The sequence below is a fragment of the Gynurincola endophyticus genome, from assembly GCF_003991195.1.
GTDB classification, from domain to species: domain Bacteria; phylum Bacteroidota; class Bacteroidia; order Chitinophagales; family Chitinophagaceae; genus Gynurincola; species Gynurincola endophyticus.
The window spans coordinates 621,487-646,240 of the sequence record NZ_RCWL01000001.1 but is presented as its reverse complement, the minus strand read 5'-3'; the positions used below and the strand labels follow the sequence as shown (position 1 = coordinate 646,240).

The following is a 24,754-nucleotide window of genomic DNA, read 5'->3' as shown; positions in this document are numbered from 1 at the left end:
TCAATTGCTTTTATTAAAATGATACATTCACACCTACTGAAATAGTTCTGGCCGGAGCATAAGTATAAGAAGGAGCACCGGTGTAAACCTGAGTAGGATTTAAACCTTTACGTGCTGCTTTAATGAAAAGATTTTCTCCGCTCACATATATTCTACCTGAAGTAGCTGCAATTCTATTCATAAAGCTTTTAGGCAATTCATACGTTAAAGAGGCTGAGCGCATGGTAATGTATGAACCTGAGATAAGGAAACGGTCACTATCATACATTACATTACTCAATGTTCTTCTTGGCACATCTGTTACATCACCAGGTTTTTGCCAGCGGTTTGCCGCATCGGCGTGTAATGCTCTGCCGAATGTACCATCATGCATTATTGACTGATAATCGTTATCGAACACTTTACCACCGATCTGATAAGTGAATAAGGTAGTCAGCGTGAAATTCTTGTAAGTAAATGTATTGGTAATACCGCCATATACATCAGGAATTACAGAACCGAAATAATTATATTTAGCTTCGGCCGCAACTGCAGTAACAGTATCACCTTTACCATTTACAAAAGCGTTTGATGTCATTCCGTTTGCATAATACAACCCTGTTCCATTATCCGGATCTACACCGTACCAGTCACGTAACCAGAACTCGTATCTTGAAACTCCTACTGAATATTTTTTAGTACCGCTTACAATTTCTTCCTGTGGTAATTCTTTAATAATATTTTTATAAGTAGTTGCATTTACTGCGAGGTTCCACTTAAAGTGTTTATTACGGATAACATCAGCATTCAAAGAGATTTCGAATCCTCTGTTCAGCATTGCTCCGATATTATCGTTGAAAGAACTATTACCGGAAGAACCAGGTGTTGGTCTTGCGAACAAGAGGTCATTGGTACGTCTGTGGAAGAATTCGATTTCACCATTAATACGGCTTTTTAACAATCCGAATTCAATAGCGATATCAGAGTTTACGGTAGTTTCCCAGCGGATGTTCGGGTTTCCTACAGTAGACTGCATTCTTAAACCGGCTTCTGAACCATAATTATAAGCATTACCGAAATTGTACAATGACTGGTAAGCATATAAGCCCATTGCGTCATCAGAACCTACTTGTCCCCAGCTGGCTCTCACTTTCAAGTGGTCGAAAGCAGGAACATTAAACCACTCTTCGTTACTTACCTGCCATGCAGCAGATGCAGACACAAACCAGCTCGATCTGTTATCAGGATGGAATTTAGAAGAAATGTCATTTCTGAAAGCTCCGGATAAGAAGTATTTTTTATCATAATCATATTCAGCTCTACCGAAATAAGACTCCAGTTTGTAATTATCCTGATAACCTAAGATATCAATTACAGAAGAGAAGTTATCTAATTGCATTGAACCGTCAACCGTTTGAATTTCTTTACGTCCACGGATATAATCGTATTGATACTGATAATATTCATGTCCTAATAAGAAACCAACAGAGTGTTTATCAAAAGTTTTGTCGTAGTTAAGGAGTTGGTTAATGGTTACGTATTTTGACGTACTCCGCGTGTCATAAGTTCTACCTCTTCCCATAGCATCTCCGATGTTAGGACTATCAAATACGATCATCTGATAGTTGTTTACATCAAAGGCAATGTTCGTAGTGAACTTGATATCTTTTGTAAAATTAATGGTACCGTAGAATCTTGAGTTCAATACGTTTCTCGAAAGCTTATTAAGATTGTATTGAGTTTCTGCAAGAATATTTCTTGAAGTCATAATCGGTCTGTAATCACCGATATCAATCACGCGCTGTCCGTTTCTGTCTAAGATGTAATCACCGGTAACAGGATCATGTTCGTGTACATAATAGATAGGTCCCATCAATAAATCTACATAAAAAGGATTTTCATTTAAACCACTGTTTTCAATAGACTCTTGTGAACTGGTATAATTAGCTGCGATATTAGCACCTACTTTAAACCATTTGGTAACCTGGCTGTTTAATTTAACACGGGCATTAGCTCTTTCAAAGTCAGACTTTAAAGTATAACCTCTTTCTTTTAAGTAGCCCAGTGATGTAAAGAAGTCTGATTTATCGGTTCCTCCATAAATAGAAACGTTGTAATCATTTCTTAAGCCCATTTGAGTAACAGCTTCTCTCCAGTTCATATCATCAGCGTGACGAACTCTTGCTGCCGGATTGATTGTTCCGTCAGGAAGTACGATTTGGTTATTCGGAACGCCAAAAGGATTTGAAACCAGATTTGAATAAATTTCATCAGAAGCTTTCTGGTTGGCATCATTTAATACCATACCATTATCCACAAAACTATTACGTAAACTTTCCCATAGTAAAGGATAATATTGATAAGCGTCTGTTCTGTCATACAAGCTCAAACCACGGGTTGAGAAACCTTGAACAGCTTTAATATCTACACGAGTTTTATTCTTGATACCTTTTTTCGTAGTAATTACAATGATACCATTTGCTCCTCTTGCTCCGTAAAGAGAAGTAGAGGCAGCGTCTTTTAAGATAGACATAGATTCGATATCATCAGGACTAATGTTATTCAGAACACCGGAATAAGGAACTCCATCTAATATATACAAAGGTGCATTATCGCCACTGATAGAGCCAAATCCACGGATACGGATGGTAGATCCGCTACCGGGAGACCCATTACCGGAGTTTGATTGAACACCGGGAGCAGCACCTGCAATTGCGTCAGAGATATTAGAAATAGGTCGTTTTTCAAAATCCTTCGAAGAAATTTTTGCAACCGAAGTTGTTAACTCTTCCTTCTTTTTAGAACCGTATGCCACCACTACCAGATCCAGGTCGTCGGATTCTGGCGACAGTGTAACTTTTACATTTCTATTCTGACCGATTTTAAGTGTTTCGGCAAGATATCCAACGTAACTAAAAGAGAGAGTTTTACCTTCTGTAGGAAAAAGAATTCTGAACTTACCATTTGCATCTGTTACTGTCATTACTTCAGCTTTTTCTACAACACTTACAGTAACACCTTGTAATGGTGAACCTTTTTCATCTACAACAACACCTTCAACAAACTGTTGTTGAACATATTCAGTTTTACGGGTTTCTTCTTTAACTTCTTTTTCTGTTTTTAATACAATCGTATTATTATCAACAACAAAAGAAATTTTTTGCTCATTAAAACACTGAGCTAACACTTCCTTTAAAGGAGTATTTTTTACATCAATACTAATGGGAGATGTTTTCTTTAATAACTCTGCATTATAAAGAAAGGAAAATCCTGTTTGTTGGTTAATTGCCTTTAATACTTTTTCAACAGGAGCATTTTTCAGAGAGATACTTACATTTTGAGAATATGCAAACACATTCATCTGAAAAAATAAAGCCGTAAAAGCTACCAGAATTTTCCTGGAGCCGTTTTTTACCATCCTACGGCTAATAAGATGGGGCACTCTCTTTCGCATCAACGTCAAAAAAGAGTTGGAGTCAATTTGCTTCATCATAGTTGGTTGTTTTGGTTCCCAGATTTTTTGCCTTATTAGTTCACTAGAAGTTTTTTATCTTTTATTTCAAATTTTACATTACTTGATAATTCTAACATTTTTATTACCTGTGACAACGGAACATCACGGGATATAATTCCAAAATATCTTTGATCCGGTATATTATCATATACTACTTCTACATCATACCAGCGTTCGATTTGTCTTAGTATAGAAGTCAGCTTTTCATCATTGAACTGGAACCTGTTTTCAATCCATGCTACTACTTCATCAATGTCAGCTTTAATGATTTTCATATTACTATTAGTAACACGCAACATTTGCCCTGGCTGAACGATTGAATTTCCCTTATCAGAATTTACAGACAATTTGCCTTCTAATAAAGTAATCGCCTGTACCTGTTCATTTTCGTAAGCATTGATATTAAACCTTGTTCCGGTAACCACTACTGAAGTGTGATTCGTGTGTTCGCTTTGAACATTTACGATAAAAGGACTGGTCACATCGGATTTCACTTCAAAATAGCCCTCCCCTTTTAACTCAACTTCACGTTCACCTTTCTTAAAATTCGTAGGGTATCTTAAATAAGAACCGGCATTCAACCACACCTTTGTACCATCCGACAAGGTAACTCTGTATTGCCCGCCTTTTGGAGTTGATACTGCATTGTAAACAACTGCAGCATCTTCACTGGATTCATATACTAATCCGCCCTCATTATTGACAATCTTGGTAGCCAGTTGATCGATCTGAAAACCTTTGCTGGAAGAGTCAAGACTAACAGTGCTTCCGTCAGCGAGTATCAGGATTGCTTTATCAGATCCGGGCAAAACATCATTCACTACTGTTGCAGCATTAGTAGCCAGAACATCTGTGGTAACCGGTTGCTTTTCATAAAGAAAAAGAGATAATCCCAAACCTATCACCAGTACTGCAGCTACTGCTATCTTCCATATGGTGCTGCTTTTTGATGGAATTTTTGCGGCAATACCTTGAAAGATTTTCCACTTTACCACTTCTTTCTCACCCATTAACGGGTCATTCCAAGGCTTCAAATTCAGCTCGAAATCATCTTCATACATGAATAATTTCTGCTGTTCTTCTTCTGAACATTCGCCGCTCAAGTATTTCTCATAAAGCCTTAAAAATTCTTCGCGCGTCATTTTCAAAAATTTGTTCTATATTTATAGAGCCTTATAAAAATCGACACACACATTCAAAACCAGATTTTTTTTACCTTATTCTAGAAGTTCAACTAGAAATAAATATTTTTCACAACTGAACTGATTTCAATGTTGAACAAAGAATCTACCGACCAAGAAATTTGGGAGGAAATTACATGCGGTAGCCTTAAAGCCTTCAACCTTCTCTTTGATCGCTATTGGGACACATTATATACCACAGCCTACAGTTATCTAAACGATCAGGATGCATGCGTTTCTGTTGTTCAGGATATTTTTACGAATATCTGGATCAAAAGAAAAACACTTTCTATTGAATTTGTGGGTCAATACCTCAAAACAGCTGCGAGATATCATATTTATAAGGAGATAAAAAAATTGAAAAGCGTTAAAGTAGTTTACTCTACTACTATAGAAAGAAGTCATGAAGATGACAATAATGCCGGTGAGCATAAATTGATCGGGCAAGACCTTGAAAGCTGGCTGGATCTTCAATTAAGCGATTTACCCACGAGATGCCAGGAAATTTTCAGGCTAAGCAGAAAGGAAGGTTTTAAAAACGAAGAAATAGCGGAACAACTGGGTATCTCAAAAAGAACTGTAGAAAATCAAATAACGATGGCATTGCAACACATTCGGAAGAATCTGAAAAATATTACCTTTTCATTTATAGTATTGTCTCTATTATCGCAATAAAAAACGCTTCCCGTCGGGAAGCGTTTTCAGTTATAATAACAAGAGCTTATCTTGATAAATAGTAATTGATATAAATTGTTTTACCCTCAAAAGCTACAGGAGACGATAACACCATTGAATTTTCATCAATATTCTGAATTTCCAGTTCATAACCGTCTACCACCCTATTAGGCTTTTCACCTTCACTTAGTTTTTTAAATCTGAAATATTCCGCTCCTTTTTTAGTATCCACACTCCAGAAAATACTTTGCAATTTAGATCCGCAAGCTTCATTATTAATAGAGTAAGATCCATTACCAGAAGGTTGCAAAGTCCATACACTTCCTTTAAAGCAGGAATAATCACCTTCATCAAAAGCAGTAATTTTCAGGTTTTTTAAATCAGTACCGGTAACACGTACATCGGTAACATTCCAGCTGCCTCTGATATTCACTGCTGTTCCGCCTACACTTGAAACTTTTGATGGGCTACAAGCCAGCGCCAACAGGCAAAAAGTCAATACGGCGAATAATGGATAAGACTTTATTTTCATATAGTATATATTATAAGAAACGAAATGCAAAGAATATACCATTACATTTTGGCAATTCCTCTGAAAAGTGTGCGGGTGAAAAATCTGAGATTATCTTCCGTAGGCTCAAAATCTTCTGCAAAAAACAACTTTGCCCCCACTGCCTGCAAGGAAGAAATGACCGATTTCGACCACATATCCATCTCTGCTGCCGACATAAGCTCCACTTCTCCGGTGGAGATGCCCAAAATTAGCAGATCTTTGAGAATGACTTCCAGTTGTTTTTCTTTTTTTCTCGACATTTCAATGAAAAACAATGGATTCTCAATAAAATCCTGTTTTAGGTGAGGAAAACTTTTGGTATGGGTGATAATTTTGCGCATCAACGAAGTTACAACACCGTGAAACTTCTCTTCCACCGTATTTCCGGCTGCGATGACCTCTTTTAAGGCATCGATTTGTTCTTCAGTATCTAACTGAAGTGCAACCTCAAATATTTCTTCCTTCGTTTTATAATAATAATAAAGTGAACTCTTCGACTTGCCGACTTTTTTGGCAATATCGTCCATAGTGGTTTTGCGGTAGCCAAACCGGGCCATCAAATCCATTGCGGCATTCACAATTTCATTCCTGATCGGATCCAAAAATCTTTGACAATTCGACATATTTAGTCAACTGGTTTATAATGCAAAGATAAAACTTAAAAAAAACTATATACTAAAACAGAAAAAGAAACCAATATAAGAAAAAGAGTTTCCAATGTTTTTTTTCATTAATAAATACTGATAATCATCTAGTTAAATACAAATAAACTAACAATTGTCAATGTTTTAGAATGTCATGAAAACTTCACAAAAAAGCTTCTTAACATTTTTTTACAACTCCAAAATATACAATTTGAAACCCCTGAACTACTTTTGACCGAAATTAAGATTTGGTCGAAAATGGAAATACTAATTTTAAAAACCGCACATTACCTATTTACCTCAGAGGGGATAGTGAACTATAGAATGAGTGATCTGGCAAGTAAATTGGGCATTTCAAAGAAAACCATTTACAAGTATTATCCCACCAAAGAATTTCTGGTAGAACGGGTTGTAGAAATAATGATTGAAGAACATGAGGCCAGATTAGAAAGTTCAGTAGATGTTTATAAGGGAGATACCATCCGTGAAGTAATAGGCCTGGTACATGTTTTATTCTATCTGGGCAAAGATGTAAACCCCGCATTTTACCACGATTTACAAGCACATTTCCCTACGCAGTGGAAAATATTCAACGATTCGCTTGACCGCTCATCTTATCAACGCATGCGACAGTTACTGGAAAAAGGAATTACCGAAGGTTTGGTAAGAGGTAATCTCCATCCTGCAATGCTGATGGATTTATGGAAAAAACACCTGGTGAATGATTTCGAGTATGCTTCTGAACTGATTAATGATTACAGTAAAGATGAAGTATACTGGCAGTGTTTAAACCTTTTTATACAAGGTATCATCAGCAAAGAAGCAAATGATCAGACGAATGAAATTCTTCATGATTTGTTTGAATCGAAACACAGTAACAGTCAACTGATTAATATTTAGAATAAACCACCAAAATAAAATGACAAAGCTTAAGAAGTTTTTCAGGAATTGTAAAACGGCATGGATGTTATGCTTAGCGGTGGGATCTACAGGTTACTTATCAGCGCAAAACACTGATTCTGTAGTGAACATGACGCTCCCGTACGCTCTGCAGCATGCCATGGAACACCAGGCAAGCGTTAGAAAATCCAGAATGGAAATAGAAACAGGAGAAAACAAAATCGCAGAAGCACGTTCTCAGGCGTTACCACAATTAACAGCCAGTGGCACACTTGCTTACAATCCTTTGTTACAAAAAAGTGCCTTACCAGGCGAGTTGATTGGTCAACCAGGAACAACATTATTAGTTGCTTTTGGTCAGAAATGGAATACAGGAGCTTCTCTTAACCTCACACAAAACATTTTCGATGTTTCAGTTTTCACAGGTTTAAAAGCAGCTCAAACTACCAGAGAATATTACAGGCTACTCAATACATTAACTGAAGAACAGTTAATTGAACAGGTAGCTACTTCATATTTTCAGGTGTTGGTACAAAGACAACAAATGGCTTCTACCGACTCTACCATCGCTACTACAGAAAAAGTAAAAGAAGTGATTGAAGGTTTGTATAAATCAGGTTTAGCGAAAAAAATAGATTTAGACAGAACAAAGGTTAACCTGTCTAATCTTTATTCACAACGTCAGCAATTATTAAACGGTATTCAATTACAGGAGAATTTACTGAAGTTTTATATCGGTATGAATGTAGAAACGCCCGTTTCATTTGAAGCAAACGAGCTGGAAAGAATCAAACCGCAATTAGAGCTGACGGATGTTATTCCAAACGTAAAAACTTTAACAGACTTCAGAGCTTTACAAAAGCAGGAACATCTGCTTGTTTTAAATAAAGAAGCAGCTAAAGCAAGTAATTATCCAACACTTTCCATGTCAGCCAACTTTGGTTACGGTGGTTTAGGTAATACTTTCCCATGGTTTAAAACGCCTAGCGATGGGGTGAACTACTTCGGTTATTCTACGATAGGTTTAAATCTGCGCGTACCGATTTTCAGTGGTTTTTATAACAGATCAAAGATCCGTCAGGCAGATGTAGATTTAAGAAAGCTAAGAGTGGATATGACCAATACAGAGAATTCACTTAAACTGAACTTCCTGAATGCGAAAACTCAGATCGAGAATAGCATTATCACACTGAACATGCAAAAAGAGAATGTTGAGTTAGCACAGGAAGTATATGAAAATACTTTGAATAACTACAATCAGGGATTAGCACCGTTAACAGACCTGCTGGAATCTGAAAGTTCATTAACCAATGCGCAAAATCAATATTCAAACGCATTACTCAATTATAAACTTGCTGAAATAGCACTATTAAAAGCTCAAGGAAACTTAAAATCACTTTATAAATAATTATACAATGGGAAAGTTTGGTAAAATATTATTATATCTTTTATTAATAGCAGGTTGCGTTGTAGCGATTGGATTTGTGCTTACAAAACATAAAGAAGAATCAGCGGCTCAAACAGCTATTGTAAATGAACCGGTAGCTTTTATTGCTGTTAAATCGGCAAAAGCTATGAAAGATGCTCCGTCTTCAACAATGCAATCAAACGGTGTATTTGCATCTTCGCAAGAATTAAATTTCTCTGCAGAAAAAGCAGGTAGAATCGTGAATGTATATGTAAAAGAAGGTGCTTATGTAAAAAAAGGACAAACCTTAGCTACCATCCGAGTTGATCAGTTAAGTGTTGATTTGCAAAACGCAGAGGTTAATTATAATGTTGCTTTAAATGAAGTAGAACGTTTTGAAAACGCCTACAAAACCGGCGGTGTTACCAAACAGCAGGTAGATCAGATGAAGCAGCAATTAGAAAACGCTAAAGCAAGATTGGAAACTGCAAAAATCAGTGTGAATGATACTTATATTAAAGCAAGTATCGATGGTATCGTCAACAAAAGATTAATTGAACCGGGTTCTGTGGTATCTCCAGGTACTGCTTTATTTGAAATTGTGAATACTTCTCAGTTAAAATTAAAAGTTACAGTAGACGAATCGCAGGTAGCTTCATTATCTGTAGGTAAAAAAGTAAAAATTACTGCAAGTGTTTATCCTAATCAGACATTTGACGGAACAATCAGCTTTATTGCTCCGAAAGCAACAGAAGCATTGAATTTCCCTATAGAAATTACAGTAACCAATAATACAAATAACTTACTGAAAGCCGGTATGTACGGAACAGCACATTTCGCTGAAGGAAAAGTTACAAACGTATTGATGGTTCCAAGAACTGCATTCGTAGGTAGCACTAAAAACGGACTGATTTTCACTATTGAAAACGGTATTGCCCGTCAGAAAAAAGTTGTTGCCGGTAGAAACTTTGGAGACTTTGTGGAAGTAATCGACGGATTAGCAGAAGGTGATGAAGTAATCACGAGTGGTCAGATTAATATCATAGACGGATCGAAAGTACAAAGTATTCAATAAGCTAAACTTTTAATTGCAGATAATGAAAATTGCAGAAATATCGATAAAAAGGCCCTCAATGGTAGTCGTATTATTTACGATTCTTACACTGGGGGGTATCCTGGCCTATACATCGCTGGGATACGAGTTGATTCCAAAATTTGAAACCAATGCAATTACGATTTCTACAGTATATCCCGGCGCCTCTCCATCAGAGGTAGAGAATACTGTAACCAAGAAAATCGAGGATGCTGTTTCATCTTTAGAAAATATTAAAAAACTTGAAGCTAAATCATATGAAAGCTTATCATTGGTAACGATTCAGTTAACCAATGAAGCAGATGCTGACTATTCACTCAATGATGCTCAAAGAAAGGTAAATGCGATCTTAGCCGACCTTCCTGAAGATGTTAAACCACCTTCATTGGTGAAGTTCTCTTTATCGGATATGCCTATTATGAACCTTGCGGCAACCAGTAATATTGATGATATCGAGTTTTATGATTTATTAGATAAAAAGATTTCACCTTCTCTTTCACGTGTAAATGGTGTGGCTCAGATTAATATGACCGGTGGCCAGGAACGTGAAATTCAGGTAAATCTGGACATGGATAAGTTAAAAGCTTACGGTATTGCAATTGGTCAGGTTCAACAAGCAATTCAGGCATCTAACCTTGACTTCCCTACCGGTTCTATTAAAACCCGTGAACAATCAGTATTGGTACGTCTTGCTGGTAAATTTGAAACGGTTCAGGAACTGAGAGAGCTCGTATTGGTTTCTAAAAATGGCTATCAGGTTCGTTTAGGTGAACTTGCTGACATTCAGGATTCTCAAAAAGATGCTGACAAACTGGCCCGCTTCAACAAATCATCAACTATCTTAATTGATGTTGTTCGTCAGTCGGATGCGAATGCGGTACAGGTATCTGAAGATATTCAGAAAGCCATTGTTAAACTGCATGAAGATTATAAAAACATCGGTTTAAATATTGAAATAGCGAACGATAGTACTACCTATACGCTGGATGCAGCAGATGCAGTAATTCACGACTTATTACTCGCGGTTGTATTAGTAGCGTTTGTAATGTTATTCTTCTTACATAGTATCAGAAACTCTGTAATTGTAATGGTGTCGATCCCGGCATCTCTGATCGCTACTTTCATTGCCATGTCAGCTTTAGGATATACCCTGAACCTGATGAGTTTATTAGGTCTTTCATTAGTGGTAGGTATCCTGGTGGATGACGCCATCGTAGTGTTGGAAAATATCTATCGCCATATGGAGATGGGTAAAAACAGAGTACGCGCAGCTTATGAAGGTTCTAAAGAAATCGGATTTACCGTAACAGGTATTACCCTGGTAATTGTGGTAGTATTCTTACCGATTGCAGTTAGTACCGGTTTAGTAAGTAACATTATTAAACAGTTCTGTGTGGTGGTAGTAATTTCAACCATGTTATCATTACTTTCATCATTCACTATTATTCCATGGTTATCATCCAGATTCGGTAAACTGGAAAAAATTGAAGGTAAGAACCTGTTTGGACGTATTATTTTAGGGTTCGAAAGAGGATTAAGCAAGTTTACGAAATGGGTTGGTGATTTGTTATTATGGTGTTTGGGCCATAAGACAAGAACTATGCTGACAGTAATCGTTCTTTTCTTCTCTAGTATTGCATTATTAGTAACCGGCTATATCGGTGGTGAGTTCTTCCCTGCATCAGACAAAGGTGAATTCTTAGTACAGATCGAGTTACCGAAAGATGCAGCCATCGAAAAAACAAATATTCTTACACAGGATATCGAGAATTATATCTCTGAAAAACCTGAGGTTGTGGATCTTATTACCAAAGTTGGTGTTACCAGTGAAGGTTTTGCAGGTACACAAACCACTACCTATAAAGCTGAAATCAAAGTAAGCCTGATAGATAAAAAACTCCGTGCAGATGGTGACAAAGTTTATGCAGCCAAGTTAAAAAGAGACCTTCAGATGAAGTTTCCCGGACCGAAGTTTAAAACCACTACGGTAAGTATCATGGGTACTGCTGAAGAAGCTCCGATTGCAATGGTTGTAATGGCACCGGAATTAGATACGGCAATGTCGTATGCTAAAAAAGCATTAGAAGTACTGAATACCATCAGTGGTACTACAGAAACCAAGTTGACCGTAGAAGATGGTACACCTGAAATTAAAGTTTCTGTTGACCGTGATAAAATGGCAGCATTAGGATTAAACCTGGCTACCGTTGGTACTACCATGCAAACAGCATTCAACGGTAATACCGATTCTAAATTCAGATCGGGCGAATACGAATATGATATCAATATTCGATTGAATGATTTCGACAGAGGTTCTATCCAGAATGTAAATGATATCGAATTTATCAATGCAATGGGGCAACCAATTAAGTTGAGTCAGTTCGCTACTGTAGAAGAATCATCAGGTCCTTCGGTACTGGAAAGAAGAGATAAATCTCCTTCTGTAACCGTTCAGTCACAAAGTGTTGGTCGTCCGAGCAGCAGCATCGTTACTGAATTTGAAGCAGCTTTGGATAGTTTACCTAAGCCAGCAGGTATTTCTATTGCCTGGGCAGGACAAAGAGAAAATGAATCTGAAGGTTTCGGTACATTAGGAATCGCTTTATTGGCGGCCATTGTACTGGTATATCTTGTAATGGTAGCACTATATGATAACTACCTGCATCCGCTAGTGGTATTATTCTCTGTACCATTATCATTTATCGGAGCATTGCTTGCATTAGGATTAACTAATAACACCTTAAACATTTTTACCATCTTAGGGGTAATCATGCTGATCGGTCTGGTGTGTAAAAACGCTATTCTGATCGTAGACTTTACTAACCAACGACGTTCAGAAGGGTTAAGTATCAAGGATGCCTTGTTTGAGGCAAACCATGCCCGTTTACGTCCAATCTTAATGACCACTATTGCGATGGTGTTCGGTATGCTTCCAATTGCGATAGCATCCGGTGCCGGTGCTGAATGGAAAAACGGTCTGGCCTGGGTTATTATCGGAGGATTGATCTCTTCCCTTTTCTTAACCCTGATTGTAGTACCGGTAGTGTATGTGATTTTTGAACAGTGGTTCGGTAAAAAAGATAAAGGAGAAAAAACCATTTCTGATTTAATGGTTGAAGACTACGTACATAAAGATGTTGGTTATCATTAATCAATACTCAATAGATGATGTATATAAAGGGCGGCTCAGTACTGAGCCGTCTTTTTTTTCGATATTTTCACCTCGCTTTTCTGCTCAACCCATCTGTTATCACTACCCTTGACATAATTTCAGATTTAAATATCAGACCGTCTGATTCTCCACATTCAGCGTAGGCATATAAATTGCGTAGTAGAAGGTATGAAGAAATTAACCTATCTTATATTACTGGCAACCATGGTATCTTTTGGCTGCAATGATGCAGAAGATAAGGCCAATCGGATGATCGAAAGAAATCAAACCATTAACAGCAGCAATGCTTTCAATAACTTATTCCTTGATAGCACCTCGATGGAATCATTTATTACAGAACAGGCATTCAACGATACGCTGGCAAATGCTATGAGAAGTTTTTATAATAATAGAAACTATCAATATGCCTGGTTTAGTTCCAGTGGATTTACAGAACAAACACTGGCATTCAGAAATCTTTATGATTACGAATTGGATACAGTTGAACGGAAAAAATTAGATGACCAGCTAGACCAATGGATGGGGCAATCAAATTTTGAAGTCTCTGACAAAAATACCAACTTCAGGAAAATTGAATTATCCCTCACCTGGAGATATCTTAACTATTTATCGCATCGAGGCATTAATTCATTTTCAAGGGATGCTTATAAAGAATTTCCGCTGAAAAAACTATCCATTGATAGTTTAGTACTTGAGTTAAAGAATACAGATCCTGACAACCCTTTAGTGCAGCATCTGATCAACTGGAATGAGATCAAAACCGAAGACTTTTCTATTCCAGACATCTCAAAAACAATTGCCAAAAATGAGAACAATCCAGCTATTCAGTCTGTAAAAAAGAAGTTATCACTTTTATACGACTATGATAAAAATGATACTATGCCTCAATATAGTGAGGCATTTATACAATTCCTCAAGAAAGTCAACTACTCTTTCGGGTACCGTGATAGCCTGATCACACCAAATCTGGTGAAAGAGCTCAATGTTCCCATCAACGATCGATTATCACAAATGATAGTGAATATCGAAAGAATGCAATGGCTACCGAATATGAAAGAAGGAAAACACATTATTGTAAACATACCTGCGTTTTCATTAACAGCCCTGGAAGGTAACAAAACTGCATTTGACATGGAAGTTGTTGTTGGAAAAGAAGGCAGCAGTACAGTGATGTTTACTGGCAACATGAATAATATTGTTTTTGCACCATACTGGAACATTCCACAATCTATTGTAAAAAACGAAATATTACCTGCTACTGAAAAAGACAATAGCTATCTGGAAAGAAACCAAATGGAAATCACTGGCGAAAGAAACGGGGTTCCGGTAATCAGACAATTACCGGGTGCACATAACTCATTGGGTAAAGTTAAGTTTCTCTTCCCTAATAGTTATAATATTTATTTACATGATACACCTAACAAAGCAGCTTTCAACAGAGATGAAAGGGCACTTAGTCATGGATGCATACGTGTAAGATATCCGGCTAAGTTGGCAGAATGGGTATTGGCAGATGAAGCGCAATGGAATGAGCAAAGTATTGCTAAAGCCATGAACGAAACAAAAGAAAAATGGGTAAAGGTGAATCCTCCTGTTACTGTTTTTATCTACTATCTTACTTCTTTTATAAATGAAGACGGCATGATATCTTTTAGAAAAGATATCTACAACCACGATGAACGTTTTAAGAAAATGCTGATTAAATAATACAAACACACCTTCACATAAAAAGAGTTCTCAAAATTTTGAGGACTCTTTATTTATAAACTTTTGAAAAATAAGCTTTCGAAAAAAAAGCTAGAGATATTTTTTACAAGAAAGATAAATACGTAAACAGGTTTGAAATATCTTCTGTTGCTGTGATGCATTATTAACAGTACCACTGAAATAAAAATCTTCATCCGGAACAGCAAAAGCAACTGTTCCATTCAGGCCTGTATAACCAACAAACATCGGTGTCTTTTTAAACATAGTAAAAACTGACGGCATTTTAAAACCATGAAGCCCCACTCCTGCTTTTAATGGATAAAAAATATTATTCCACACCTTCAACTCGCTGTTAAAACTTTTTGGGAAAAAGAATCCATTCCAAAAGGCATATAAAAAAGTATTTAATTCACTGGCATTCGAAACGGCTCCGCCATCAGGGCCGAAACAAGACATGGCTTGTGGTATAATCAACTCTTTATTTTTATAATTAATCAGAACGGGGGTTTTATCGTTTATATCCCTGTATACATATGTATGTGTTAACTGCAGAGGAGTGCATATTTCATTTTTCACTACTTCTTCATAAGAAAGTGCATAAATAATTTCTATTATTTTACCTAAAATCGTAAAATTAGTATCCGAATAATGCGCTTTGCGATCACCGGGAGGAAAAGGAGCGGATAGAGTTTTTACATATTCAATAATTTCCTCAAAAGTCCAGCTCCTGTCTTTATCATTCACCAAATCATCAAAGATAGTTTTACCTTCCTGGTTTTTAACCAGAAAATAATCAGGTAATCCACTGGTATGCATTAAACATTGTTTAATAGTCACTTCATCAATATAGTCACGTCCTTTGTACAACAAAGTTCCATTCAATTGACCTTCGGGAAAAAAGTTAACAATCTTATCAGAAAGTAAAATCCGACCTTCATGAAACAATTTCAAAATGATAGCGGTAGTAAACAATTTAGTTGTAGAGGCAATAAAAAAAGAGCGATTATCAGATAAATTACCATCTTCATAATTCCATTCACAATCCTTGTACTTTAAAGAAACAGCAATACCCTTTATTCCTTTATTACGTAGTACACTCTTGCATATATCCTGTGCTTTCTGATAAAACATACTCATATAATCAATTTATTATAACTAATATAGCCGAAAAATATTAAAAAAGGATATTCCGGTAATGAATAAATCATTATTATTAAAATTCCGTTATTTGTTGCTCAAAAGCCAAAGGAAGAACGAATCGAAACCAGCGTTTTAATAAATGAATACGTTTTAGTCAACCTTTTGCTCTATCCTATTATTTTATTCAGGCATACTTTTTATACCCATCCCTATATACGAGTGTCAGGAGTCCAAAACTTAACTGTTCAACAATGAATATTTTGTAGTAAACATGATCACAGAAAGAAAACATTCTTAGTATTCATTTTTATTGCTAACCATTAAACATTATCATTATGGCACGTTATTCAAAAGGAACACAAGACAAAGTGGAAAAAGTGATGGGCGAATATAAGCGCGGCACTTTAAAAAGTGGAGGTTCAGGTAAAAAAGTAACAGACCGGAAGCAGGCAATTGCTATCGGTTTATCAGAAGCCAGGGAAAAAGGAGAAAAAGTCCCTAAAAAAACTTCGAAGAAAACTGCACCGAAAAAAAAGGCGGCTAAAAAGAAATCGGCAGCTAAAAAAGCTGCGCCGAAAAAGGCTGCCAGCAGAGGAAAAACGATGATGACAAAAAAAGCAGCCAACAAAAGTGGGGTAAAGAAAAAAGCAGCAAAGAAAAGAAGTACAGCTACTAAAAAAAGTGCTTCGAAAAAGATGGCACGTAAAAGCTCATAAATAAAAATCGGATGTATCGTTGATACATCCGATTTTTATTAAGGCCACCAGAAACATTCACCAGGATGGTAATTTCGTTTGCAATCGATCGATCAAAGCAAAGCAACAGCTAATATTTTTATCACCTTTATCATTTATCACTTCGTTCTGGTATTTCGACTATATTCATAATACTATATACGTATTCTACTACCTACCCGTAACGATACTATTAAACTTTTATACTTTTTCCCAACATACACTACCTGTTCTTATAATGATTTTATCTTTAAAGCGATAAGCATTTTGTAAAATATCTCAGTATTCTCATATACACCTCTGAACAAGTGAGACTGCGGGCCATAAGCAAATACAGGAACAGGAATCGCTGTATGATCTCCGGTAGAAAACTGGCCACTGATAAAATTTTCTGCATATTCTCCCGCAGTAAGTGTTAACCCTCCGGTTTCATGATCTCCGGTAATAACAATAAGTGTTTCACCGTTCTTATCCGCAAATTTCATTGCCTCTCCTATTACTTTATCAAAGTCTTTTAATTCCCGTACTACTACAGGCAATTGATTAGCATGGCCGCCATGATCAACCTGTGCAGCTTCATACACCAACAAGAAACCATTTTTATTTTCCGACAACCGTTGCAAACTTTTTTCAAAAGCCTGCAATGACCAGTCACCACGATCAACTTCTGCTCTTTTTGAAGCAATGCTATCGCTGATAATTACCGGACGCTTACTTTTCCAGTTTGCCTTTTCAATAGAAGTAAAAACATCAAATAAATTTTGTACCTGTGCAAAAATAGTATCTTTAAAAATATCTCCTGACCCTACCAAAAGGTTGATAGGACTTTTCAACACATCTTTCAAAATTCCACCATAATTACTCCTTTCTGACTGATGGGCATAAAACGAAGCAGGAGTAGCATCACGCATATCACCGGTAGTAACAACACCGGTTTTCATTCCTTTTTTATCAACCAAATCTGTAATTAATGGCAAAGACATTCCCGTATGATCAACTCCTACATGACGGTTATTCGATTTTTTTCCGGTAGAAAAAGCTGAGGCTCCGGGTGCTGAGTCTGTAATGTAATTATCATAAGAACTAGTTTTGGAAAAACCGATTTGCCTCATCTTAAAAACATTCAACGCCTGATTATTAGCTGTATAACCAGCATACCATTGAGGTAATCCGGTACCATCTCCAATGAGTAAAATGATATTCTTAACAGGACGATCCATTCCATCATTTCTATAAGTCGGATTATAAGTCTGGTGTGTTGCTGTTGCTTTATAATATCTATCCGGTAAAGTTTCTAAAAAGCCACTTAATTCATCAATATGATCCGTATTGATCAGGTCTATTCCCATTTCGATATAAGCATACCAGCTGTTAACAATATCAGGAGCTCCCCAGAATCTTATTCTTTTATCATACTGATGCGCTTTCTGAATAACAGATTTAATTTTTAATAACTCCGTCCCGGGTATCCTTCCCTTTCCATTCCAATTAGAATATTTTTTAAAGTTTTCACTGAATAAGGCAATTCTTTTCAGTGTTTCAGCCTCATAGGTTTGATTTATATTTCCATCAAACCATATCCATTCAGGATATTTCTTTAATTGATCAACCGGTGGTTGATTACCGGTAATAACAATTTGTATTGATTGGCTATTAATTATTTCCGGATATTGTTCTAACTTTTTCAACAAAACATCAATCGATTCAACAGGCTGCGTTTTAATGTCAATCATTAGTTGCAGTTTACGTGACGTATCTTTGTAAATAAAACCGTTTTGCTTTACCAGTATCTTTTGAATCGGTTCTAAGTACAAAGAATCGATTGTTCTTTTTAACAGAACCTGTTGCTGATCATGTGCAACAATTAAATTACCTGAATTTAAGAAAACATCTACTTCAATAGAGCCGAATGTAGCATAATAAGCTGACCAGAAAGGAAAACGTTGCTCATAGTCATTATGGGAATGAGCATTCGATGTATTGTAAGTAATCTGAGACTTTCCCTGACTGAAAAGAGAGAGCTGTATCAAAAGTATTATAAAGAATCTAATAGATTTCATGATCGTTTATTTATTGCTGATAATTGTTTCGTTAACAATTTCATCTTTGTAATTAACGAACTGGATGACTGCTTTTTCGGAAGTAAGAGAAAAGGTAGCAAATCCCTGCTGTTGTGAAGCGAACTTACCATATTTGGGATACATCTCGACCGGCCTTGCTTCTGAAGCCGCACCGGAAATTATGTAATGCGTATGACCATCAGGCTTTATATATTCCTGATGATGTTCATGTCCGGCAATATAGATATCTACTTTATATTTTTCGAAATATGGTTCCAGTACTCCCCGTATATTACTAATATCCTTACTATCTTTTCTCCAACCGCCAGTATATAAAGGATGATGACCAACTACTATCTTCCAGCTTGCGGTAGAATTTTTAAGCAGGCTATCTATCCATTGCAGTTGTTTTTCGACACCTCCTTTTACATATTTCACTTCATCATAAGCAGATCCTCTTAGCTGTTTTTCAATCGGATCCGTATCCAAAAAAATCATCAGCACCTCAGCTCCTCCGGCTCGAAACGATTTACTATAATAACGGGAAGGCATATTCCACCTGCTGCTTATCTTACTATATTCTACCTGAGCATCGGGGTTGGTAATGTAATCATGATTACCCAATACAGGAAACCACCTCACATGTAATGATTGTGCAGTATATATACTTTCAAAAGAACTTACCCAGTGATAATCCTGAATACTCTGAACACCATAGGGGTAAAAATTATCGCCGGTAGCAATAACAAAAGATGCATCCAGGTCATGTGCAGCCTTGCCCATTCCTGCGGCAACATTTTTCTGATAATTTTCTCCATTACGTCCCCAATCACCCATTACCAGAAAATGAAGGGCATTTTGTACCTTCTTTAAATGAGGAATAGAGCCCCCGGTATAACCTAAATCATCTACGAGTGGTGCCTGTGAAAATACCGGCAAAACTCCTATAAATAACATATATATTAAAAAATATAGTCGCTTCATTAAAACAAATATTGTAATTATAAAATCATTTAAAAAGAACTTCCATGGAGAGCAACTGTTTATAGTACACACCATGGAAGTTTATTGTTTTATCAATATTAGTACCCTGGATTCTGAATCAGATATCCGGGAACGTTACTTGCCCCGTCGATGGCTGTTTGAGGAATTGGAAGAATACGTTTCTGAACATCAGTACTATTTTTTTCTGTCCAGGTATCTTCATATTTTCCAAACCTGATCATATCTGTTCTTCTCAGGCACTCCCAGTAAAATTCGAAACCTCTTTCTCTGTAAAGCAGTTCAAGCGACATACTAGTTAAGGCTGGAGGAGCGGTTCTGGCCGTTCTTCCGGCTCTTACAAGGTTCACATCAGCTAATGCGCCAACCGCATCGTTATTCTTACGAAGTTTTGCTTCAGCTCTCATCAGATAAATATCGGCAAGGCGTAAGATAACGATATCTGCTTCTCCGAAGTTTCTTCCGCTTGACGACTTTCGGCTGAATTCATATTTAGAAACCCTGAATCCTGAAGGGTAATTGCTACCCTCTGTAGTAAAATCAACCTGTTCAGTAAAGTAAACCGGCAGGTCGGCTCTGTTTCTTGATTCATGACTCAACGGAGCCACCAGCATTTGTCCATTTGAACAGGTTAAAAAAGCACCACTTCTTCTGATCAAACCATATTGCTGACCGCGTAAAATACCTCTGTTGATATGGAAATTAGCAGCGGGAATACATGTATCTGCAATACCTTCTCTGATTTTCAGATTATCTTTAAAAAATCTTGGGTCAACAGACGGATCTTCCGGTGCATAAGCGTTTACCCATGTTCTATAGAAATCTGAAGTAATCGCAGGACCGTCTGTGCCGTTTGCTGCCGGAAACTCCGGTAAAGGAAACTGATCTCCCGACAAAGAAAAATAAGCCATTCTATTATGTCCGTTCAAATCAGCACGTTGATCAACTGCAAAGATGATTTCTTTATTGCCATCATTATTATCATCAAACAATGCAAAGTATTCAGGTGATAACTGATACTTACCAGATGAAATTACTTTATTGGTATATTCAATCACTTTATCCATATCTGCCTCAGCAAAAGCAGGTGTACCATAAACATCTCTGTATACAGCACCGTTCAGGTAAAGTCTGGCTAATAATCCCCATGCCGCTTCTTTAGAAATACGTCCGTGGGTTACATTACTTTCCAGATCCGGTTCAGCAGCTAAAAATTCGTTTTTGATGTATTCATAAGCTTCAGCCCCTCTTACAACTCTAGAAAACTCATTCGGATCATCTTTAATAAAAACGACTCCATATACATCCAGCATGATCATTGAATAAAAAGCTTTCATCGCCCGTGCCTCGGCAAGAAAAGTCTTAGCAGCCCCATAGGTAGAGCCTGGTAATACACTCATAGCGCTCACACAACGTGAAATGCCTTGTGTTAAAAAGTTCCATGTATTACGGCCGGGTGCTTCAGTGGAAGTGTATGAATGCCTGTGTAAATTCAGATAAATACCGTTATCACCCCAGTCAGTACCACCACGATAAGGTAAGATTGCTTCGTCCGTAGAAATTTCCTGCACTGCAAAATAGTTGGTATGCAGATATAAGTTCGGTAAAGTGGCATATACCGGGGCGATAAAACCCTCCGCTACTTCTTTTTCGGTTAACTCACTTGCAGAAGATTCGTCAAGAATCTTTTCATTTAGTTTAGTACATCCTGCACCGGCGATAACACCTGCCAGCAGAATTGAAAAAATCGATTTATTATAATTCATTTTTGTTACATTAAAAGTGGAATAATGGGCTTCGGCTTTTATAATCTTTTAGTTTTCACTCTATCAAGAAGCTTAATTACTTAAAAAGTAATGTTTACAGCAGCCTGGAATGTTCTTGGTTTAGGATAACTTAAATAGTCTATACCATAAGAAATAAAGTCTCCGGATCTGTCTGTATTTACTTCCGGATCGTAACCGTTATATGGAGTTGAAACAAAAAGATTCTGCCCCGTAACCGAAACTCTCAATGCTTTTACCCAACTGGCAATACCCAGTTTTTGTGTATTGAAGCTATAACCAACAGACATATTGTTCAAGCGTAAAAAACGTCCGTCTTTCAGGAAACGGGAAGACACCGGTGCTGAGTTGTTAACATCCTCCTCAGCATATTGAATAGCTTCAGGAGTAGTGTTTAATCCTTTTGACAATCTCAATTTGTAAAACAATGAGTTGGCAGTATTGTCATACAATTTATTACCTGATAAGCCATTGAAGTTAACTGCAAAATCAAACCCTTTATATTCAAGGCTACCAAAGAAATTATACATAAAATCAGGTAATGCCGTTCCTAATGGTTGCCTGTCAGCATCATTCACTTCACCGTTTTTATCCGCATCTTCGTATACACTCATTCCATTTTCATCAAAGCCAATAAATTTCAACAGATAGAAAGTTCCTATAGGTTGGTTATTAACATATCCATTAATAGTTGCTGAACTAAGACCTGAACCTGCAGCTGTACCTACCGAAATAACTGAATAAGGAGAATTAGTTACATTATTCTTAATGAAGGTAGCATTCCCTCCAATAGAATAAGTTAAACCTCCCTGTGTACGATTTTTGTAATGAAGGTCAATTTCTAATCCTTCGTTAGTAATACGCATATCTTTTACGTTATTCCAAACAGTTTGTGCGGGTTGAATCGGATCAGCCGGAACAACTCTCAACAGTATATTACTGGTTACTTTACGGAAATAGTCTACCGTACCGGAAATCTTACCATTGAACAATTCGAAATCTAAACCAATATCTGTTTGCGCAGATACTTCCCATTGTAAATCAGGATTAGCCAACCTTGCGTAAGTAGTACCGCCCGGATAATCACCGGTGGAATATAAAGGATAACTATTTGACAGGTTTGAAGTAAACAATGCTTTGGTAATTTTCGAATCAATTTCCTGATTACCGGTTTGACCCCATCCTGCTCTTAATTTCAGGTTTGTAAGGAAACCGCTATCAAAGAAATCTTCGTTAGAAACCACCCATGCACCTGAGAATGACGGGAAATAACCGTATTTATTATTTTCACCAAATTTTGTAGAGCCGTCTGCGCGGAAAGTAGCAGTCAGTAAATACCTGTTCTTATAATTATAATTAATACGTGAGAAGAAAGATTGTAATTCATTGATCACTGCACTGCCATATGGTCTATTGGTAGCCAACGTCAACTCTTGTCCTGTACCAGGATCATAAATCGGCTCTACACCATTAATCGGGAAACGGTTGATACTATTACCTCTTGCCTGTACAAAAACATTCTGATACGAATGACCACCCAGGATAGTTAACTGATGATCGCCGATTTTTTTAGTGTAAGTTAAATAGTTTTCAACCAGATAGTTTTTATTATTGTTGGTGTGCATATCCAGACGTCCCAAACGTAAAGGAACTAAGTTTGGTAAGGATTGAACATCGGTATTGGAAGTAGCGTTATCGATACCAAAATTAAACCTGTATACAAGCCCTTCAAGAATAGTAAAAGAAGCGCCGAGGTTACCGATAATTCTATTCGTATTGGTTTTTTCTTTTTCAAGTTTTAATACTAAAAGCGGATTGATTCCATTCTCAAACTGGAATGGGGTTCCGTCTGCATTGTAAGCCGGAATCGTCGGGTTTGTGGCTAAAGCATTCCCAATCAGTTCACCTACAGGTGAACGTTGGTTATTAATATTATTAACACTAAGGCTGGCATCTACCACTAAACGATCATTCAATAGCTTCTGAGAAATATTTAAACGGCCATTATACCTTTTAAGGTCATTACCTTTTAAGATCCCTTCCTGCAACTGCATTCCAAAAGAAGCATAGTAAGTCATGCCGTTGTTACCACCGGCCATGGAAAGGTTATGGTTCTGCGTTTGAGCAACTCTTGTAACTTCATTCTGCCAATTAGTATTTCCACCGAAGTCTTCCAGCGTACCACCTAAGTTCACCACGTGCCCGCGATATTCATCTGCAGAAAAAACAGGCAATTCTTTTGCAATTTTACTGGTCCCCTGAACAAAAGAATAATTAAATACGCTTGAACCTGCACTACCTTTTTTAGTGGTAATAATTACAACACCATTTGCCCCTCTCGATCCGTAAATGGCAGTAGCAGATGCATCCTTTAACACATCAATGGTTTCAATATCCTGTGGATTGATAAAACCCAAAGGATTCACAAAACCACCTACACCTGCATTGTCAAGAGCTAATCCATCTACAACATACAAAGGTGTATTCCCTGTTCTTAATCCACCCGGACCACGTACAGTAATGTTCTGAGTAGCGCCTGGTTCACCGCTGGCTGATGTAATATTTACACCCGCCACTTTACCTTGCAAAAGTTGCTCAGGAGAGTTGATAATGCCCTGATTGAACTCAGCACTCTTTACAGATTTAACAGCACCGGTCAAATCACCTTTACGGGTTTTACCATATCCTACCACTACCACCTCTTCCTGTACAGAAGCTGCAGCAACAGTCATGTTTACGTTTACAACAAGTGACTGGCCTTTATACTGTTGAGATCTGATAACATAATCGTCATACCCCACATAAGAGAATGTAATATTATAAGGAGTATTTTGTGAAACATTGCTAAAGCTATAAAAACCATTCATATCGGTTTGTACAGTCTGAGTATTTCCACTACCTGCATTCGTCAGAACAACAGTAACGCCATTCATCGGCTGAGTGTTTTCATCTATCACTCTTCCGCTGATCGGGGTATTCGAACTGACTTGTGAAAAAGAAAGAAATGGTATTATAATACATAGCAGTAATAATACCGGTAAAGGAGTAAATTTTTTAGGTTGAATCATAGCAGAGATAATTTTGACCGCAAAGGTTCGATATCTTGCTTCAAAAAAGATAAAATGCACAGTTATGTCTCTGTTATGGAAAAAACACTTTTATGTTAACAATCAGAATTAACAGTTAACTTATGGGTATAATTATTAAA

16 protein-coding genes are annotated in these 24,754 nt (G+C 37.0%); 7 read left to right on the top strand and 9 right to left on the bottom strand.

Annotated features, from left to right (window positions below; translation table 11 throughout):
- Positions 1-13: 13 nt before the first annotated feature.
- On the bottom strand, positions 14-3,472 hold the full coding sequence (locus tag D9O48_RS02665) for a SusC/RagA family TonB-linked outer membrane protein (protein WP_126970307.1): 3,459 nt from the start codon (positions 3,470-3,472) through the stop codon (positions 14-16).
- Positions 3,473-3,507: 35 nt separating this feature from the next.
- On the bottom strand, positions 3,508-4,635 hold the full coding sequence (locus D9O48_RS02660; protein WP_126970305.1) for a FecR family protein: 1,128 nt from the start codon (positions 4,633-4,635) through the stop codon (positions 3,508-3,510).
- Between the two features lie 129 nt (positions 4,636-4,764).
- Here D9O48_RS02660 and D9O48_RS02655 point away from each other — a divergent pair, with 129 nt between their 5' ends.
- Positions 4,765-5,349 carry an RNA polymerase sigma factor gene (locus tag D9O48_RS02655; protein WP_126970303.1) on the top strand — a complete coding sequence of 195 codons (585 nt, stop codon included), beginning with the start codon at positions 4,765-4,767 and terminating at the stop codon, positions 5,347-5,349.
- 46 nt (positions 5,350-5,395) lie between these two features.
- On the opposite strand, the gene D9O48_RS02650 is transcribed toward D9O48_RS02655, so the two are convergent.
- Entirely contained in the window at positions 5,396-5,881 is a 486-nt protein-coding gene (locus tag D9O48_RS02650; protein ID WP_158624793.1) for a lipocalin family protein, read from the bottom strand.
- 41 nt (positions 5,882-5,922) lie between these two features.
- A complete protein-coding gene (locus D9O48_RS02645; protein WP_126970298.1) occupies positions 5,923-6,525 on the bottom strand; it encodes a TetR/AcrR family transcriptional regulator in 603 nt (200 codons plus the stop codon).
- A 279-nt stretch (positions 6,526-6,804) separates the two neighbouring features.
- Between D9O48_RS02645 and D9O48_RS02640 the strand changes: the two genes are divergently transcribed.
- The 5 genes from D9O48_RS02640 (at position 6,805) to D9O48_RS02620 (ending at position 14,826) form a co-directional block, all read left to right on the top strand.
- Entirely contained in the window at positions 6,805-7,446 is a 642-nt protein-coding gene (locus D9O48_RS02640; RefSeq protein ID WP_126970296.1) for a TetR/AcrR family transcriptional regulator, read from the top strand.
- 19 nt (positions 7,447-7,465) lie between these two features.
- Positions 7,466-8,854 carry a TolC family protein gene (locus D9O48_RS02635; RefSeq protein WP_199750480.1) on the top strand — a complete coding sequence of 463 codons (1,389 nt, stop codon included), beginning with the start codon at positions 7,466-7,468 and terminating at the stop codon, positions 8,852-8,854.
- A gap of 7 nt (positions 8,855-8,861) precedes the next feature.
- Entirely contained in the window at positions 8,862-9,929 is a 1,068-nt protein-coding gene (locus D9O48_RS02630) for an efflux RND transporter periplasmic adaptor subunit (protein WP_126970294.1), read from the top strand.
- 22 nt (positions 9,930-9,951) lie between these two features.
- On the top strand, positions 9,952-13,098 hold the full coding sequence (locus D9O48_RS02625) for an efflux RND transporter permease subunit (RefSeq protein WP_126970292.1): 3,147 nt from the start codon (positions 9,952-9,954) through the stop codon (positions 13,096-13,098).
- A 189-nt stretch (positions 13,099-13,287) separates the two neighbouring features.
- A complete protein-coding gene (locus tag D9O48_RS02620; RefSeq protein WP_126970290.1) occupies positions 13,288-14,826 on the top strand; it encodes a L,D-transpeptidase family protein in 1,539 nt (512 codons plus the stop codon).
- Positions 14,827-14,916: 90 nt separating this feature from the next.
- Here D9O48_RS02620 and D9O48_RS02615 read toward each other — a convergent pair whose 3' ends face one another.
- Positions 14,917-15,963: a serine hydrolase domain-containing protein gene (locus tag D9O48_RS02615; protein WP_126970288.1), complete on the bottom strand. Its 1,047-nt coding sequence runs from the start codon at positions 15,961-15,963 to the stop codon at positions 14,917-14,919.
- A 338-nt stretch (positions 15,964-16,301) separates the two neighbouring features.
- Between D9O48_RS02615 and D9O48_RS19015 the strand changes: the two genes are divergently transcribed.
- Positions 16,302-16,682: a DUF6496 domain-containing protein gene (locus D9O48_RS19015; RefSeq protein ID WP_126970286.1), complete on the top strand. Its 381-nt coding sequence runs from the start codon at positions 16,302-16,304 to the stop codon at positions 16,680-16,682.
- Between the two features lie 251 nt (positions 16,683-16,933).
- Here D9O48_RS19015 and D9O48_RS02605 read toward each other — a convergent pair whose 3' ends face one another.
- From D9O48_RS02605 to D9O48_RS02590, 4 genes are all read right to left on the bottom strand, one after another.
- Positions 16,934-18,760 carry an alkaline phosphatase gene (locus D9O48_RS02605; RefSeq protein WP_126970284.1) on the bottom strand — a complete coding sequence of 609 codons (1,827 nt, stop codon included), beginning with the start codon at positions 18,758-18,760 and terminating at the stop codon, positions 16,934-16,936.
- A gap of 6 nt (positions 18,761-18,766) precedes the next feature.
- Complete coding sequence (locus D9O48_RS02600) at positions 18,767-19,717, bottom strand: purple acid phosphatase family protein (protein WP_158624792.1); 951 nt, start codon at positions 19,715-19,717, stop codon at positions 18,767-18,769.
- A gap of 125 nt (positions 19,718-19,842) precedes the next feature.
- Positions 19,843-21,528 carry a RagB/SusD family nutrient uptake outer membrane protein gene (locus tag D9O48_RS02595; RefSeq protein ID WP_126970280.1) on the bottom strand — a complete coding sequence of 562 codons (1,686 nt, stop codon included), beginning with the start codon at positions 21,526-21,528 and terminating at the stop codon, positions 19,843-19,845.
- A gap of 80 nt (positions 21,529-21,608) precedes the next feature.
- A complete protein-coding gene (locus D9O48_RS02590) occupies positions 21,609-24,614 on the bottom strand; it encodes a SusC/RagA family TonB-linked outer membrane protein (RefSeq protein WP_126970278.1) in 3,006 nt (1,001 codons plus the stop codon).
- Positions 24,615-24,754 lie beyond the last annotated feature (140 nt).

What these genes read in the sequence shown, in the direction of transcription:
- D9O48_RS02665 (WP_126970307.1), bottom strand. Translation starts at nt 3,472, where the DNA reads ATGATGAAGCAAATTGACTCCAACTCTTTTTTGACGTTGATGCGAAAG.
- D9O48_RS02660 (WP_126970305.1), bottom strand. Translation starts at nt 4,635, where the DNA reads ATGACGCGCGAAGAATTTTTAAGGCTTTATGAGAAATACTTGAGCGGC.
- D9O48_RS02655 (WP_126970303.1), top strand. Translation starts at nt 4,765, where the DNA reads ATGTTGAACAAAGAATCTACCGACCAAGAAATTTGGGAGGAAATTACA.
- D9O48_RS02650 (WP_158624793.1), bottom strand. Translation starts at nt 5,881, where the DNA reads ATGAAAATAAAGTCTTATCCATTATTCGCCGTATTGACTTTTTGCCTG.
- D9O48_RS02645 (WP_126970298.1), bottom strand. Translation starts at nt 6,525, where the DNA reads ATGTCGAATTGTCAAAGATTTTTGGATCCGATCAGGAATGAAATTGTG.
- D9O48_RS02640 (WP_126970296.1), top strand. Translation starts at nt 6,805, where the DNA reads ATGGAAATACTAATTTTAAAAACCGCACATTACCTATTTACCTCAGAG.
- D9O48_RS02635 (WP_199750480.1), top strand. Translation starts at nt 7,466, where the DNA reads ATGACAAAGCTTAAGAAGTTTTTCAGGAATTGTAAAACGGCATGGATG.
- D9O48_RS02630 (WP_126970294.1), top strand. Translation starts at nt 8,862, where the DNA reads ATGGGAAAGTTTGGTAAAATATTATTATATCTTTTATTAATAGCAGGT.
- D9O48_RS02625 (WP_126970292.1), top strand. Translation starts at nt 9,952, where the DNA reads ATGAAAATTGCAGAAATATCGATAAAAAGGCCCTCAATGGTAGTCGTA.
- D9O48_RS02620 (WP_126970290.1), top strand. Translation starts at nt 13,288, where the DNA reads ATGAAGAAATTAACCTATCTTATATTACTGGCAACCATGGTATCTTTT.
- D9O48_RS02615 (WP_126970288.1), bottom strand. Translation starts at nt 15,963, where the DNA reads ATGAGTATGTTTTATCAGAAAGCACAGGATATATGCAAGAGTGTACTA.
- D9O48_RS19015 (WP_126970286.1), top strand. Translation starts at nt 16,302, where the DNA reads ATGGCACGTTATTCAAAAGGAACACAAGACAAAGTGGAAAAAGTGATG.
- D9O48_RS02605 (WP_126970284.1), bottom strand. Translation starts at nt 18,760, where the DNA reads ATGAAATCTATTAGATTCTTTATAATACTTTTGATACAGCTCTCTCTT.
- D9O48_RS02600 (WP_158624792.1), bottom strand. Translation starts at nt 19,717, where the DNA reads ATGTTATTTATAGGAGTTTTGCCGGTATTTTCACAGGCACCACTCGTA.
- D9O48_RS02595 (WP_126970280.1), bottom strand. Translation starts at nt 21,528, where the DNA reads ATGAATTATAATAAATCGATTTTTTCAATTCTGCTGGCAGGTGTTATC.
- D9O48_RS02590 (WP_126970278.1), bottom strand. Translation starts at nt 24,614, where the DNA reads ATGATTCAACCTAAAAAATTTACTCCTTTACCGGTATTATTACTGCTA.